11 protein-coding genes and 1 riboswitch are annotated in these 16,596 nt (G+C 43.1%); of the genes, 4 read left to right on the top strand and 7 right to left on the bottom strand.

Annotation, left to right across the window (positions count from 1 at the left end; translation table 11 throughout):
• Positions 1-98: 98 nt before the first annotated feature.
• Complete coding sequence (locus MHB67_RS05330) at positions 99-947, bottom strand: S1 RNA-binding domain-containing protein (RefSeq protein ID WP_025093387.1); 849 nt, start codon at positions 945-947, stop codon at positions 99-101.
• Between the two features lie 225 nt (positions 948-1,172).
• On the opposite strand from MHB67_RS05330, the gene MHB67_RS05325 reads away from it, so the two are divergent.
• The 4 genes from MHB67_RS05325 to MHB67_RS05310 all read left to right on the top strand — a co-directional run bounded on the left by MHB67_RS05325 (position 1,173) and on the right by MHB67_RS05310 (position 8,189).
• Complete coding sequence (locus tag MHB67_RS05325) at positions 1,173-1,664, top strand: YajQ family cyclic di-GMP-binding protein (protein WP_012009527.1); 492 nt, start codon at positions 1,173-1,175, stop codon at positions 1,662-1,664.
• Between the two features lie 81 nt (positions 1,665-1,745).
• A riboswitch (SAM riboswitch) is annotated at positions 1,746-1,864 on the top strand.
• Between the two features lie 78 nt (positions 1,865-1,942).
• On the top strand, positions 1,943-3,784 hold the full coding sequence (locus tag MHB67_RS05320) for a bifunctional homocysteine S-methyltransferase/methylenetetrahydrofolate reductase (RefSeq protein ID WP_034621789.1): 1,842 nt from the start codon (positions 1,943-1,945) through the stop codon (positions 3,782-3,784).
• Positions 3,768-7,196, top strand: a complete 3,429-nt coding sequence (metH, locus tag MHB67_RS05315) for a methionine synthase (RefSeq protein ID WP_342492842.1) — start codon at positions 3,768-3,770, stop codon at positions 7,194-7,196. Before MHB67_RS05320 ends, metH begins: the two co-directional genes overlap by 17 nt.
• Before the next feature lie 135 nt (positions 7,197-7,331).
• Positions 7,332-8,189, top strand: coding sequence for a GNAT family N-acetyltransferase (locus tag MHB67_RS05310; RefSeq protein ID WP_133744000.1), 858 nt, complete (start codon positions 7,332-7,334; stop codon positions 8,187-8,189).
• A gap of 43 nt (positions 8,190-8,232) precedes the next feature.
• Here MHB67_RS05310 and MHB67_RS05305 read toward each other — a convergent pair whose 3' ends face one another.
• The 6 genes from MHB67_RS05305 to MHB67_RS05280 are packed head-to-tail and all read right to left on the bottom strand — an operon-like array spanning position 8,233 to position 16,534.
• On the bottom strand, positions 8,233-10,047 hold the full coding sequence (locus MHB67_RS05305; protein WP_342492841.1) for an IucA/IucC family siderophore biosynthesis protein: 1,815 nt from the start codon (positions 10,045-10,047) through the stop codon (positions 8,233-8,235).
• A 13-nt stretch (positions 10,048-10,060) separates the two neighbouring features.
• Positions 10,061-11,410: a lysine N(6)-hydroxylase/L-ornithine N(5)-oxygenase family protein gene (locus tag MHB67_RS05300; RefSeq protein WP_342492840.1), complete on the bottom strand. Its 1,350-nt coding sequence runs from the start codon at positions 11,408-11,410 to the stop codon at positions 10,061-10,063.
• Positions 11,385-11,939 carry a GNAT family N-acetyltransferase gene (locus tag MHB67_RS05295; RefSeq protein ID WP_342492839.1) on the bottom strand — a complete coding sequence of 185 codons (555 nt, stop codon included), beginning with the start codon at positions 11,937-11,939 and terminating at the stop codon, positions 11,385-11,387. Before MHB67_RS05295 ends, MHB67_RS05300 begins: the two co-directional genes overlap by 26 nt.
• The gene (locus MHB67_RS05290) at positions 11,936-13,717 is read right to left on the bottom strand and encodes an IucA/IucC family protein (protein ID WP_133744002.1); all 1,782 of its coding nucleotides are present in this window, start codon (positions 13,715-13,717) and stop codon (positions 11,936-11,938) included. The genes MHB67_RS05295 and MHB67_RS05290 overlap by 4 nt, the downstream gene beginning before the upstream one ends.
• A complete protein-coding gene (locus tag MHB67_RS05285; RefSeq protein WP_342492838.1) occupies positions 13,714-15,201 on the bottom strand; it encodes an aspartate aminotransferase family protein in 1,488 nt (495 codons plus the stop codon). The genes MHB67_RS05290 and MHB67_RS05285 overlap by 4 nt, the downstream gene beginning before the upstream one ends.
• On the bottom strand, positions 15,188-16,534 hold the full coding sequence (locus MHB67_RS05280) for an aspartate aminotransferase family protein (RefSeq protein ID WP_024425084.1): 1,347 nt from the start codon (positions 16,532-16,534) through the stop codon (positions 15,188-15,190). The genes MHB67_RS05285 and MHB67_RS05280 overlap by 14 nt, the downstream gene beginning before the upstream one ends.
• Positions 16,535-16,596 lie beyond the last annotated feature (62 nt).

Raw genomic sequence — 16,596 nt, 5'->3', positions numbered from 1 at the left:
GAGGGGCGTTGTTTCAATGATATAGTGAAGGTTTTTCATGACTTTTTTCACAGAAAAAATCCATTATTTAAGACAAAAATAAAAAAGTGAGCGAATGCTCACTTTTTCTCGTATGTCCAGCCTTCTTTTTGGTAAACTAGATCATTTTTCATGAGATGACCTAGTGCTCGTTTAAAGGCTGCCTTGCTCATTTGAAATCTTTCGCGGATATCCTCTGGATCACTTTTGTCTCCATAAGGCATGGCGCCGTTTCTTGTTCTCATATAGGTTAAAATTTCTTCTGCATCGACAGATAATGCATCCTGTTTTCTAGGAAGCAGAGAAACGTTTACGGTTCCATCCTCTTTCACTGCAATGACGCGTCCTGTAACGGTCGATCCTAATCTTGGCTCTTCCTTTCGTTCCGTGCGGTGAATAAACCCTCGCACGCCTGTATCTGTCAGCATAAAGGAACCTGTCGCAATTAAACGATAAATGGTTCCAGTGATTTCTTTGTTCATTAAGGTTTCTGGTGCCTCAGTGAACAATTCACTGATCACGTCTTCTGTGGCTGGTTTTGCGAACATTCTACCGTAGCTTGTGACTTTCAGCATACAGTAGAGTTTGTCTCCTTTTTTCGGCCATGCTTCCTCAAAAGGCGGGAGGTGTTCTGTTGCAACAAGTGCATCCTTTGACAGCCCAACATCGACAAATGCGCCCATGTCTTCTACCACGTCCACGACTTCTACCCAGCCGTATGTATGTGCGTTAATTGTAGGTATTTTCATCGTGGCAGCGAGTCTTTCTTCATGATCTACATATAAGTAGACCTCTACTTCATCTCGGTCACCAATATCTTCTGTCATTTCACTGCGGTGTAAGAGGACCGAATCTTCACCGTCTGTCAAAAAGTAGCCGTATTCCATTTCATTCTCTATTTGCAAGGTCAGTTGCTCACCTGGTCTCATGTTCTCTTCCTTCCTATCTGCCCATAAAAGAGCGTTCATTCATCTTTTGATTCACTCTATTCTACTATACTTCTCCCCGCATGAACATCTCTAGTTCTGTTAGCTAAAGTGGACAAACTGGACACGATTTATACGGCTGGCGGCTGTACTCTTTGATAAAGTTTTCTTCTTCTGCCATTTGCATGATAAAATAGACGCAATATCTAAACTTGGAGGTCATGTGTGATGGCAAAAGAAAGCTCATTTGACATTGTATCGAAGGTTGAACTGCCTGAAGTGCAAAACGCTGTTCAAGCAGCACTGAAAGAAATTAAAAACCGTTATGATTTTAAAGGAAGTAAAAGTGATATTTCTCTCGAAAAAGAAGAGCTCGTTCTCATCTCTGATGATGACTTCAAACTTGAGCAGCTAAAAGATGTGCTTGTGACAAAGCTGATCAAACGAAATGTTCCAACTAAAAATATCGATTATGGAAAAACTGAGCATGCCCTAGGCGGTACAGTGCGCCAGCGTGCGAAGCTCATCAGCGGGATTGATCAAGACAACGCCAAAAAGATCAACGCCCTCATCAAGCAATCTGGCATTAAAGTGAAATCACAATTTCAAGATGACCAAGTGCGTGTGACAGGGAAAAATAAAGATGATTTACAAGAGGTGATTTCTCTTATGCGCAAGGCTGATTTGCCGATTGATGTCCAATTTATAAATTTTCGATAAATTTCAAATTTTCCATTGATTATTTCTGCATTTTTCGTTACAGTTGATGGAAGTTCAATTCATTGACATGTTCATATTGCTTTCTTATCAAGAGAGGCAGAGGGACTGGCCCTGTGAAGCCTCAGCAACCGGTGTAGTAGAAATCTATTTTCTATGACCAAGGTGCTAAATCCAGCAAGCAACTGCTTGGAAGATAAGGAGAAGAATTACGATACAGCCAAAAAGTCTTCTTCTTATCAGAAGGCTTTTTTTGTTACATAGAAATAAGGAGGAATACAATGGGCCTATTACAAGACTTACAAAACCGCGTACTGATAGCTGACGGAGCGATGGGAACACTTTTATACTCTTACGGCATTGACCGCTGCTTTGAAGAATTAAATTTATCGAAAGAGGATGAAGTGAAACGCGTGCACGAAGCATATGTGCAGGCAGGCGCTGACATCATCCAAACGAACACATACGGTGCGAATTATATTAAACTATCCCGCTACGGCTTAGAGGAAGAAACGAAACGCATCAATACAAAAGCGGTACAAATTGCAAAAGCAGCCGCAGGCTCTGCTTATGTACTCGGAACAATTGGCGGCATTCGGACGTTTAACAAAAATGCCTACTCTATAGAAGAAATCAAACGAAGCTTTAGAGAGCAGCTGTACATCCTATTAAATGAAGAACCTGATGGATTATTGCTTGAAACGTATTATGACATAGAAGAAGCGAAGGCTGTTCTCCAAATTGCCCGCAAAGAAACGACTCTTCCGATTGTCATGAACGTCTCTATGCATGAACAAGGCGTTTTACAAGATGGTACCCCGCTGAAGGATGGTTTATCTGAGTTATCATCTCTTGGTGCAGATGTTGTCGGCATCAACTGCCGGCTGGGCCCTTATCACATGATTCAGGCACTAGAAGGTGTTCCACTTTTGGAAAATTCGCATTTATCTGTCTATCCTAACAGCAGTCTCCCCTCTCTTGAAGCAGGCAGACTCGTCTATGATACCGATAACGATTATTTCCGAAAAAGTGCACTTGAATTTAGAAATCAGGGCGCACGTATTATCGGAGGCTGCTGCGGAACAACGCCCCAGCATATTAGCGCAATGGCTGAAGCGGTCAAAGATTTAGCGCCGATCACTGAAAAAGAAGTGAAAGTGTTAAAAGAAGAAATCATTTCAATCCAAGACCAGCGCACTGAACCAGGTCTTGATGAGCTTGCTGTGAAAAAACGATCGATTATCGTAGAGCTTGATCCGCCGAAGAAGCTGAACTTCGAAAAATTTCTCGTTGCTGCAAATGAATTAAAGGATGCTGGTATTGATGCATTGACGTTAGCCGATAATTCTCTTGCGACTCCGCGCATTAGCAATGTCGCTTGCGGCGCATTATTAAAGCAGCAGCTCGATATGCGTTCTCTTGTTCATATCACATGCCGCGACCGTAATTTGATTGGACTTCAATCTCATTTAATGGGGCTCGACACCCTTGGATTAACCGATATTTTAGCGATCACAGGCGATCCATCTAAAATTGGAGACTTCCCAGGTGCAACATCTGTATATGATTTAACCTCCTTTGATTTGATTCGTCTCATCAAACAATTTAACGAAGGCCTTTCTTTCTCAGGAAAGCCTCTTGGCAAAAAGACCAATTTTTCAGTGGCTGGCGCGTTTAACCCAAATGTGCGCCATATTGATAAAGCAGTCAAACGTCTTGAGAAAAAAATCGAATACGGTGCTGATTATTTTATTTCACAGCCTGTTTATTCTGAGGAACAGCTTGTGAAAATTCATGAGGAAAGCCGCCACTTGGATAAACCGATTTACATCGGCATTATGCCATTAACAAGCAGCCGAAACGCCGAGTTTATTCATCACGAAATTCCAGGCATCAAATTATCTGATTCTATTCGTGACATTATGGCCAAAGCTGGCGAGGATAAAGAAAAACAGCGAGCAGAAGGCTTAGCGATTGCCCGCTCTTTATTAGATACAGCCTGCGAATTGTTTAATGGCATTTATTTAATTACTCCTTTCCTTCGATCAGATTTAACAGCAGAACTGACCACCTACATCCATCAGAAAGAAAAGGAGTCTAACGTCCATGTCAACTATCACTGAACAGCTCAAAAAACGCATCCTCGTCCTTGATGGGGCAATGGGCACAATGATTCAAAACGCCAACCTGACAGCAGAGGACTTTGGCGGAGAAGAGTATGAGGGCTGTAACGAGTATTTGAATGTGACAGCCCCTCACATCATCTCTAAGATCCATAGGGAGTACCTCGAAGCAAATGCTGACCTCATTGAAACAAATACGTTCGGCGCGACAGAGCTCGTCCTTGATGAATATGGGCTTGGCCATCTTGCCTATGAACTCAATGTTCGAGCTGCGCGGCTGGCAAAGGCAGAAGCAGACCGTTTCTCCACACCGGAGCAGCCTCGTTTTGTTGTAGGCGCAATGGGCCCGACAACGAAAACATTATCTGTAACAGGCGGCACAACCTTTAGTGAGCTCGTCAGAAACTATGAAGAACAGGCCCGCGCTCTGATTGACGGTAAGTGTGATGCCCTTCTTTTAGAAACAAGCCAAGATATGCTGAATGTAAAAGCTGGATTCAAAGGGATTCAGGAAGCCTTTCAGCAGACCGGCATTCAATTACCACTCATGGTATCAGGTACGATTGAACCGATGGGCACCACCCTTGCTGGTCAGGATATCGAAGCCTTTTATATCTCTCTTGAGCATATGAAACCCATCAGTGTGGGCCTGAACTGTGCGACTGGTCCAGAATTTATGACAGACCACATCCGCACGCTCTCCTCCATCGCAAAGTCAGCGGTGAGCTGCTATCCGAATGCTGGTCTCCCAGATGAAGAAGGCCAATATCATGAATCCCCTGCTTCTCTTGCTAAAAAAATCGCCGCCTTTGCTAAGGAAGGCTGGTTAAATATCGTCGGCGGCTGCTGCGGGACTACACCTGCGCATATTCAAGCATTGTCAGATGAAGTACGCACGATTCAGCCGCGTCATATCACTCGAGAATCACCGCAGCATACCGTATCAGGAATTGAGCCCCTTATTTATGAGGATTCAATGCGTCCTCTTTTTGTAGGCGAACGGACCAATGTCATTGGTTCTCGCAAATTCAAACGGCTCATTGCGGAACAAAAGTTTGAAGAAGCAGCAGAAATTGCTCGTGCTCAGGTGAAAAATGGCGCTCACGTCGTTGATGTGTGTCTGGCTGATCCAGACCGTGATGAGGCAGCAGACATGGAAGGCTTTTTACAAGAAGCCATGAAAAAGGTGAAAGCTCCTTTTGTCATTGATTCAACGGATAAACACGTGATTGAAAAGGCACTCACCTATTCTCAAGGGAAAGCCATCATCAATTCCATCAACCTTGAGGATGGCGAGGAACGCTTTGAAGAGATTCTTCCTCTTGTGAAGCTATATGGCGGTGCACTTGTTGTTGGCACGATTGATGAAATAGGAATGGCCGTGACAGCAGAACGAAAGCTTGAAATTGCTGTACGTTCTCACGATTTGCTAACGAAGAAATATGGAATTCCCGCAAGTGACATCATTTTTGATCCGCTTGTCTTTCCCGTAGGCACTGGAGACGAGCAATATATTGGCGCCGCTGAAGAAACGATCAAAGGCATTAAAATGATTAAGGAAACCCTGCCTGAGTGCCTCACTATTTTAGGCATTAGCAACGTATCTTTCGGACTTCCGCCTGTTGGCAGAGAAATCTTAAATGCTGTCTATTTATATCATTGCGTGCAAGCAGGACTTGACTATGCCATTGTCAATACAGAAAAGCTTGAACGCTTCGCTTCCATTCCAAAGGAAGAAATCAAACTAGCTGAAACCTTACTTTATGAAACAAATGATCAAACACTGGCTGAATTCACCCAATTTTACCGCGGCAAAAAGAAAACGGAGAAAAAACCAAAGGTCTCCTTATCACTTGATGAAAGGCTGGCGCTCTACGTCGTCGAGGGAACGAAAGAAGGTCTCATCGATGATCTATCCCTTGCTTTGGAGCATTATGAATCGCCGCTTCATATCATCAATGGCCCGTTAATGCAGGGAATGGCTGAAGTTGGTCGTCTTTTTAATCAAAACGAACTGATCGTAGCCGAGGTACTCCAATCGGCAGAGGTCATGAAAGCATCTGTTTCGTTTCTTGAGCAATATATGGAAAAGCAGCATGCAAGCGGGAAAGGAAAGATTCTGCTTGCCACCGTTAAAGGAGATGTCCATGATATCGGGAAAAACCTTGTCGACATCATTTTGAGCAATAATGGCTTTCAAGTGGTCGACCTCGGCATCAAGGTGACTCCTCAAACATTGATTGAAGCTGTGCAAAAGGAAAAACCAGATATGATTGGATTATCAGGCTTACTTGTAAAGTCCGCACAGCAAATGGTACTAACCGCTCAGGATTTACAAAAAGCAAACATTTCTGTTCCTATTTTGGTCGGCGGTGCTGCCCTTTCTCGTAAATTTACAAAAATGAAAATTTCGCCTCATTATGATGGGCCTGTTCTTTATGCAAAAGATGCTATGGACGGACTGTCATTAGCCAATGAGTTAAAAGCAAATCCACTGCAATTTCAAACAAAGCCGCCAGAAGAGCCAGCGGCACCTATCAAGGAGAAAGAAGGAAAGCAGCCGAAAGCTGTCATTGAATTACTAGAAAAACGCGCATCTCTCCCGAAAGCACCGGTATTTACGCCAGAAAATACCACACGCCATTATGTGAAGGACATCGATTTGCATCATATTATGCCATATGTGAATGAACAAATGCTCATTGGTCATCATCTCGGTTTAAAGGGAAAGGTCAAAACCTTATTAGCTGAACAGCACCCAAAAGCATTGGAATTAAAACAGCTTGTCACAGATCTTCTAAACGAAGGCAGAGAGAAAAACTGGTTTGCGCCAGCATTTGTGTATCAATTCTTCCCTGCCAGTTCAGACGGAAATGATTTGCATATTTATGATCCCGAAGAACCTGACCGCATCATTGAAACGTTCCAATTTCCAAGGCAGGAGAAGCTCCCGTACCGCTCTATTTCTGATTATGTACGGAAAAGTGATGAAAACGAGAAAGATTATATTGCCTTATTCGCCGTCACAGCCGGCGCGCGTATACGTGAAGTCGCGCAGCAATTTAAGCAGGAAGGAGATTATTTAAAAATGCATGCTGTCCAAGCTCTGGCACTTGAGCTTGCAGAAGGATTGGCTGAAAGAACCCACCAAGTGATTCGTGACAAATGGGGATTCCCTGACCCAGTCGATTTTACAATGGACAAACGATTCCAAGCGAAATATCAAGGGCAGCGCTATTCCTTTGGTTATCCAGCGTGTCCAAATCTTGAGGACCAAGAAAAGCTGTTCAAGCTGCTTCAGCCTGAAAAAATCGGCATCCATCTGACAGAAGGATTCATGATGGAACCTGAAGCATCTGTTTCAGCGATCGTCGTTTCCCACCCTGAAGCTCGATATTTTAATGTTCATTAAGACTAGAACCTCCGTCATTGGGGGTTCTTATTTGATACACGCTGAGAGGAAAAGGATCTTCCTTTTCCTTTTTCTTATGCCTTCATATGGTACGATACATATAGATGAAATCAGCTAAGAAGGAGTTGCATTGTATTGGAAAACGTTGTACAACGAACTTTAACACTTGATGACATACCCGATCTTATCGCATTGTCAAAAGAGGTCGACTGGCCTGATTACAATGAGGATGAGCTTACATCTCTTTTAACAAACGGATATTTTACAGGTTTTTCAACAACAGATGGACAAGTGATCTCATGTGCGGGACTTTTCCAATATGATAAAGCAGCATCAATTGGTGCCGTTATTGTATCTGAGACGCATCGCGGCTTAGGCCTTGCGCGGAAAATGATTGACACCCTGCTTCGCCGGAGCGATCAAAGTGTTCCTGTCGTTTTAACTGCTACTGTACAAGGACAGCCCGTTTACGAAAAAATCGGATTTCAAACGGCCGGCTATATTCATACATACAAAGCACAGACCACGAATCCATCGGCTTTTCGTGTGTCAGGCGGGATTCACCTTTCTCCTGCTGATGAAGCGGACCTTCCGTCTATTGAAGCACTTGACGAAAAAGGTGCAGGCACCAATCGATCAAGCTTTATAAGAAAGCGAATGAAACGAGCATCGTTCCGGCTGATCGCAAAGAATGAGCATCATGAAACAACTGGCTTTGCATTTGGCATCGAAACCCCTGCTAATCTAATGATTGGACCGCTTACAGCAAACGACGAACAAACCGCTCTCTCGCTCATCCAATCACTCATCTCGTCTTATTCAGGGGCAATTCGTATAGATATGCAGGAAGAAACTGCTGAGCGCCTGCATGAAACACTTGTTGAAGCAGGATTTACGAAAACAAACGTAGCCCATTTTATGATGATTCGCGGGAAAGAAAAACTAAATGATCCCGCCCTTTTCTATTTTCTTGCCTCTCAAGCATTTTCTTAAAAAACAAACAAGCTGTAGACACTTATTGTCTACAGCTTTTCTATTACTTCTCCCCAACTGACGAAAGAACATGAGCGAGTGCATTTGTGACCTTCCCATGCTCTGATGCATGCGGGCGGTCATCACCATCTCCATAGCCATAATCAATCATTCGATTACGATTTAAGCAAAGCTTTGTCAGCTTCGGCTGGAATAGATCAAATAATTCAAAACGGTCTTTTAGCTGTGGAAATTGCTTTTGATACTGCTGAATTTCTTCCGCAAGCAAACGCCAAAGAGTCGTTTCATCTAACAGATTGTGATTGTCTAATACGTTGGATACATAACGCAGATTGCAAATAAATAATCCTGTAAAGATAAATTGTACTAGACCTTCTGGCGGCTCACTGCGCAGCACTTCTTTTAAATCTTCTTCTAGTGAAGCTAATTCAGGCAGCGGCTGGTCACTTATATTCACATCATCAACGAAATCTTTGATCGCCAAACGATGCGGCTGATGATTTTTTAACACAAGAATTGTATTTTGCCCATGCGGTGAAAAGACTGTGCCGTATTGATACATAAAGTGCAGCAGCGGCGGCATCACGACATGGAAGAACTTCGCCATCCATTCTTTTGCTGAGAGACCTGATTTTTCAATCAGCTGCTTGATATACGGCTCACCTTCATGATCCTCGTAAGTAAGTGCCGCAAGTGTAACAGGGCTCTCCCCTTCTTCTAAGTACGTATAAATGCTTTCTCTAAAAATGACACCGAGCATCTCAAGATATTGATACGGCGCACCGGGCAGTTTGCTGTAGTATGGATGATCGACATTGATACTTGCATTCTCACCTGGTAAAATGACGCGGCAGACATCAGATAAAAATGAGTCTTGATCGGCAATCCCTTTAATATGCGCTGTAATGCGCGGGGCAATGACCGTACGTTCTGATGGGAGTCCACGGTACACGAGCGTATTTAAAATACTCATTGGCAGTTTAATATGATGCTTGTCTTTATTTGAGATATTTGTAAAGGTTCTGATCGACTGCTGCGGGATATATTGATCCAGCCCTTCTCCCAAATACACAATCCGGCGCAAGGCCAAATCTTCAGGGAAATGCTGAATAATCATATGCGTCCACTGCCACTGATGAACAGGCATCATATAATAGTCAGCTGCATTCAGTCCTTCATCCTTTAACACACGCTGAAATTGACGAATCGTGACTTCATCTAATTCTTTGGCGATCACCTGCTCATAGTTTTCATGATCGACTGCATGGAATGTCGCAAGCTCTCTATGTACAGCAATCCAAGACAGCTGCACACATTCCTGCCGTTCAGGTGCATAGGCTAAGTAATCATCGTAGCTGAATCCTATACGTCCTTTGTTATACACGATCCAAGGATGGCCTGTCATTTCTCCTTCAATCCATGCATAATCCGTATCTGTCAGTTCATCCGCACGAAGTGCTTTTTTCGACAGTAAATGGACATCGGCTAACAAAGTATGGTGAAGCTCTTTGATAAGATGGCCTGTTGTGTCAGAAGACATTGGAATGATCGGCTGAATGTCTAGTAAAAACACAATGGCACTGACATCCTTTGACCATTTTCCATCTTGACAGTACTCAATTGATTCAGCGATTGTATCAAAACTATCAAACAACCGAGGTTTTGCTAGATAACGATATTTCTTATGTTCGTGAATGATTAATTCATACTGCGCGATGCCATCCTTACAATCCAGCTCAACAGGATGAAGCATGTCCTCATACATATATTCAGACAGCATTTTAGCCACCATTCGCTGGTTTGCCTTTTTCCAAGCAGCAGGAGTCACCGCTTTTTTCAATTCATCTTGCACATTCATCGCTTCATCCTCCTTATCCTTTGATTTCTTCAAATGTGTGTGCGTTCTTGTGTGTACCAAATGTCTGGAAGACGTGTTTTTGATAAAGTGGATACACAGTTTGACGAGCCAGTTCATTGATGATCACACTGTTTCGATAAGCCCCCAGTCCCAAATCTGGAGCGCCGACCCCATGTGTATGAAGCTCTGCATTTTGTACAAAAATATCATTTTCACCCATCGTATTTGTTTTCAAACGATATTCACGTTCAACTTGGAATCTTCCTTGATCATCCCATTGAATGTGATGAGAAATAGGATTGATAAATGGCGGCAGAACCGATTGATAGCCAGTCGCCAATACGACAATATCCGTCTCATGTGTAAAGGATTCTTCCTTGACCCATTGCGTGCATGAAAGTGATAACCCGCCCGCTGTTTCCTCAATCAAGTTGACCTCTGTCATGGCTTGAAGCACTGTGTTCAGCTGCTTTCCGCAGGCAGAACGTTCATAAAGCAAATGATAAATATCACGAATCATCGCCGAACTGATACCTTTATACAGCAAGTCTTGCTGTTTTAATAACGCATCCTTTTTTGCTTGCGGAAGCTCATAAAAGAAATCAATATAGTCAGGGGAGAAATACTCAAGTCCAAGGTTTGAATATTCCATTGGGAAAAATCCTTTTGACCGTGTGAACCAGTGAATATCCTGCGCCTCATCATCTGATAAAATGTCATAAAACACTTCTGCCGCACTTTGACCAGAGCCGATAACTGTCACAGATTTCCCTTTGAAACAGCCTTCTTTCTTTCGTTTTAAATAGTCAGCTGAGTGAAAAACCTTCTCTCCTAAAGCTGGCTGGAGCGATGCGGGTATCGCCGGCTGCGTGCCAATTCCTAAGACGAGATGTTTGCTTTCAAACACCTCTACAGTTTGGTCCTTTACATGACGGACATGCACTTCATAGCGCTTTTCCCCTGCCTTTTCAATCAGTGAGACAGATTCGACGTTCATGCCAAATCGGCAGGAATCTAACTGGTCAGCGACCCAGCGGCAATAATGACTGTATTCCTTGCGCGGGATATGGAAGTCCTCTAGAAAGTAAAATGAATACAAACGGTTTTGTTCCTGCAAATAGTTGAGAAAGCTATATTTGCTTTTCACATCTGCCATGCTGACAAGGTCCGCTAAAAATGGGACTTGCAGTGTCGTCCCTTCAATGAGCATCCCTGGGTGCCAGTGAAAGGCTTCACTTCTTTCAAAAAACAAAGCGTCGATTTCATTTACCTCTTCAGATAATGCGGCAAGCCCCAGGTTAAATGGGCCAATGCCGATCCCTATTACATCCACTATATTATTTTGCTTGTTGAACCGCGTCATGGTTATACTTCCTTTCGAATCGTTCTCGATCACAAAACATCAAAAGACCTGTTTTGTCGGGTAAAGTAACTGGTTTTACACGTTCGAAGCCGCATTTTTCAAATACATGAATCATTTTTTCATTGCGAATATCCGGCTCAGCAACGATTTTTTCTGTTCGTTTGTTCTGCTCAAATTGAAATGCTGTCATTGCCTGAAGGAGCGGCTCAGCAAATCCTTTTCCCACATAATCCGGCTCCCCTATTAACAGGTGGATACCTTGATCATGCGGAGAAGGCTCATAGTAGGATTCAATGATATCCCCTTTCACGTTGTAAGCCTCAAAATAACTCATTGGCGTCCCATCAATCGTGCCTAAATAAAGGGTTTGATGCGGATCATGTATCGCCTGATAAAAATGCTTTTCAAAAGCAGAAAACGGAATATTCAAATGCCAAAATGGGTGAACGTACTCTTCTTGCATCCACTTATGGACAAGCTGGACGTCTCTTTCATATTCAGCACGAATAAACCTGATTCGATGCCTCATCCAATCAGCGCCTCCTTATGTAAAAAGAGCGGATTCAAGACAGCCGTGTAACGAGACTGTGTTTCCAGAGATCCTGTCAGCTCATCCATATCTTCAAATCGTGTCAGCAAATTCGCTTTTGAAGGAAGTTCTTTTGAGCGGAGAAGGCTGTTAGTCAGATCAGATGCTCCGTATGTCTCCTCATGAGCGAATAATGTATCTCTCACAAGTGCCAGCAAATCTTCTTCCTTTGCAAGGCCTTCCGTGCCAAAGCCATTAATGAGACCAAATAAATGATTAAAGAAGAAATAATAACGGAGTCTCTCAACGGCTACATCATCCGAACAAATGGTTTCACTTCTTACGCTCAAGTTTTGAACTAGATTCGCGAGCTTATCCTTTTTCGATTCACTATAATAGTAGCCTTGGTTGTCACGGTAATAGAAGGTCTCTGGATAACCATCCTTCATTTGCACAACAGCATTTTGCTGATGGGCCTCGAGTGCAAGACCATACGTTTCAAACAGCCAGAGCATCGGCTTTAACGAAATAGTCAAATATTGTTTAAACCAATCCTGGCTGACCGCTTCTGTTGACCGGCCTTCTGCGTCTGCAAGTTTATGAATAATTCCTGCTAATCTCGATTTTCCTCCATACGCATGATCTTGACACAGCCCAGCAATTAAGCTTGCGCCTTTTTCACGATGCAAGAATGGATTTTGACGAATGACCACTTCAAAGCCAGATTCCGCTTCATCTCCTCGAATAGAGAGATATGCAGGATCTTCAATGACCCGGAATCCAGAGAATTTTTCATATAAAGAAACGCCTAATTCTGTTTTTAAGATGCGGGACATCTCTACTCCTCGATCCAGTTCCTTTTGTTTATTGATGCGTAACGAGTTTGTAATTTTCACAGGAACAGAGAATTTGAGCATGTAAGCAGAATCCTTTTGATAGACCGTTCTAAAGGATGAGGTCGCTGTGTATTCAGACCCGAGCGGTCCTAAATAAGTCAGTTTCCCCTCCTCTATATAACGCTTCACGAATGCCTTCTCCATGACCACTTTGACTTGCAGCGGATGAATCGGAATGAGCACATATTCTCCGTTTTCTGTTAACCTATTCAGCCTCTCTGTTTCTTCTGGCACCTGACGCGAAAGCTCTTCTAACATGAGGCTTGCCGCAGATTGTGAAATAGACGAATCCTGAAGCACAATCGAATGGTGCGCTTTAAAGTAATGAAGCTGGAAAGCTCCTTTCAGCTCAGGAGAATAGACGGCTTCCTCCTCTTCTGTCATCCCTTGTCTGCTTTTTGGTGTAGGATGTGTTAAATGTCCAAGGAGAAGTGACTGCTCAGCCTCGATGTACTCAAAATCAGCTTGAGATAAAGCAGCTTGATCACTTTCTCTCTCCCGTAAAAATCGTTCAATATTTCGACAGCTTAAAATGATGCGAAGCATGAATTCATCCTCTGCATCTGTGCGGCCATATGCAATGAGAAGCTCCTTTGAACATAAAGCAACAAGTGTCGTGTAATCGACGACCGTTCCCTCTTTTTCGCTGCCACTTGGACGAAAGCGAATCGGAAAATCAAAGAGATGGCGGCCTACAGTTGAAAAATATCGGATCGGAATCACAAGCTCAAGGTCTTGTTTTGCTAGTTTTGCCACAAATACAAGCGAACCATCTGCTTTCGTCTCTTTTTTTGCAGATCGATCGATTCCTGTTTCACGTAAAAAACAGTTTAAAAAGCTTTGCATAGTTGCATTTTCAGCCATTTGTTTATATTGACTCAACGTAGTACCCTCCCGGATTGAATATGAGCGATCCCGATATCAACGATGTCAGAAAGGATTTCCTCAATATGTGTGATTGTCGTTCTCGGATTTAACAAAGTGAATTTTAAGCATGTTTGACCATCCACCACTGTTTTCGCAATGACAGCAGTTCCTGATTTGAATAACGTTCGATGGATGATTTTATTGATGTCATCCGTCCCCTTAAATCGAAACACAACTGCATTGATTTCTGGCTCAGGATTGATCACTTCAAGGTGATCATTTCTCTCGATAAGCGCAGCCACATCCTTCGCAAAATCAATGGTATGGTCAATAATGTCACCAAACCCTTCCTCGCCAATCAGACGAAGAGAAAGAAGCAATTTCAGTGCGTCGAACCGGCGCGTCGTTTGGACAGATTTATGGACGAGATGTAGTATTCCATCCAGTTCATCTTCTTTTGGATTAAGATAATCTGCATGATAATTGATCAAGCCGAAATGTCTCTTATCCTTCAGCAAAAATGCCCCGCAGGAGATCGGCTGATAAAATTGTTTATGAAAGTCAATCGTGATGGAATCAGCAAGCTCAATACCTTCTAATTTACACCTGTAGGTTTCGCTTAATATAAGCGCACCTCCGTAAGCAGCATCTGCATGAATCCATAGACCGTATGGCTTGACGATGTCATACACCTCTCGAACCGGGTCAATACTGCCAAAATCAGTTGTCCCGCAAGTCGCCACTACCGCAAAAGGCAGGAGATCCTGTTCCTTTAACTCAACAAGTTTCTTCTTCAAATCGTTGAGGTCCATGCGGTGATGCTCATCTGTCTCTACTAGGACAACTGCCTGCTCCCCTAAGCCTAGCTGTGATGCAGATTTTTTCACAGTGAAGTGAGCATTCTTAGAGCAAAGAATTCTCATGCGGTGAGCCTCACTCGGCAAGCCTTTCTGCTGAACATTCCATTGCCATGTGTTTTCACAAAATGCATCTCTTGCAAGAAGCAGTCCCATGTAGTTAGATTGGGTGCCACCGCTCGTAAATGTCCCATCTGCTAGATTTCCATAAGAAAACTTCGCACATAGCCACTTTAGCATTTCCTCCTCCACCAAAGATGCAATACCGCTTTGATCGAAGGAATCCATTGATTGGTTAAAGGAGCTTACCATCACCTCTGCGGCAAGAGCAGGTATGAGCGGCGGGCAATGCAAATGTGCCAAGCATTTAGGATGCGATACATCAACGAGATGCGGCAAAAGATGCTGCTTTATATCTTGAAAGACAGATTCCATTGATTCGCCAGACGGTTGAAACTGAAATAAGGATTCGACACTAGCCGCTAATTTCCCAGGCAATATTCCGCTGTATGGTCCTTGGTCTTTTTGCCACTGATCCAGTAAGCTGTCGATAGATGTATGAAGAGCCGCTCGGAAGGACTCTCTTCCAAGCTGGCTTTGATTGATAAATAATGAATCCACAGAAGCTTTAGTTGATTGCATCGTAAACGGCCTCTTTGAAAATGGCGATGACTTGTTCAAGCTGTTCTTCTGTCATGATCAATGGCGGTAAGAATCGAATGACGCTACCGAAACGGCCTCCTGTCTCTACAATTAAGCCTTTGTCGAAGCAATTCTTTTGAATGAGACTTGCTAGCTCAGGATTTGCTGGATAACTTCCATCCACATCCTGCTTTTCATTTGGATTGACAATTTCAGCACCAATCATTAATCCTCTTCCTCGAACATCACCGATAGCAGGTACATTTTTTTGAATGTCTTTTAAATAAGCCTGCATGCGATTCCCTAACTGGTCTACATGATCAAGCAGATTGGTTTCTTTTATAAATTTAAGCGTAGCAGTTCCTGCAGCCATCGCCATTTGATTTCCTCTAAATGTGCCAATGTGTGCACCTGGATTCCATTGATCCAAATCTTGATCATAAATCACAACTGAAAGCGGCAGACTTCCACCAATGGCTTTAGATAATACAATAACGTCTGGCACAATTCCTGCATGTTCAAAGGCAAACATCTTACCTGTTCGGCCAATGCCTGATTGAACCTCATCGATAATGAGCGGAATGCCTTTTTCTTTTGTGATTCTTCTCATTTCTTTTATCCATTCAATAGATGCTGGAATTGAGCCTCCCTCACCTTGCACAGCTTCAAAGATCATACCTGCTGGCGGAAGAATACCACTTTCAGGATCATTTAATACACGCTCAATATAAGAACTGGAAATACGGTGTGAATCTTTACCGCCAATGCCAAATGGGCAGCGATATTCATATGGATAAGGCATGAAATGCACATCTGGAATTAACCCTTGCACTCTTTCCTTTGGAGACAAATTTCCGCTTAATGACATCGTGCCATGTGTCGCACCGTGATAAGCACCGTGGAAAGAAAGAATGGAACGATTACCTGTCGCTGTCTTGACTAATTTAATCGCAGCTTCTATGGCATCACCGCCAGTTGGTCCACAAAATTGAATTTTTGCTCTCTTTGCAAACTCTTCTGGCAGGTGAGAAAAAATTTCATTCACAAACTCTTCTTTAATTTCTGAGGTTATGTCCAACGTATGCAATGGTCTTTTTTCATGAAGCATACGTTCAATAGCTTCTATAACAACCGGATGATTGTGACCAAGTGCAAGTGTTCCTGCGCCTGCCAGACAGTCATAAAACTCTCTGCCATCTGCATCTGTCACGATCATACCCTCGGCTTTTTGCATGGCTAATGGGAACCGTCTCGGGTAAGACCTTGCATTAGATTCTCTTTGACTTTGCTGTTCTAAAAATTGCTGATTTTTAGAAACGGTTTTGATGGACATAATAAAACACTCCTCCAATTGATAAAGATTATCATTTTCATTTATTAGCCTAGAGGATGTGA

It is taken from the genome of Bacillus sp. FSL H8-0516, from assembly GCF_038635285.1.
In the GTDB taxonomy this organism is placed as follows: Bacteria; Bacillota; Bacilli; order Bacillales; family Bacillaceae; genus Bacillus; species Bacillus safensis.
This window is presented reverse-complemented; position numbering and strand designations above follow the sequence as displayed.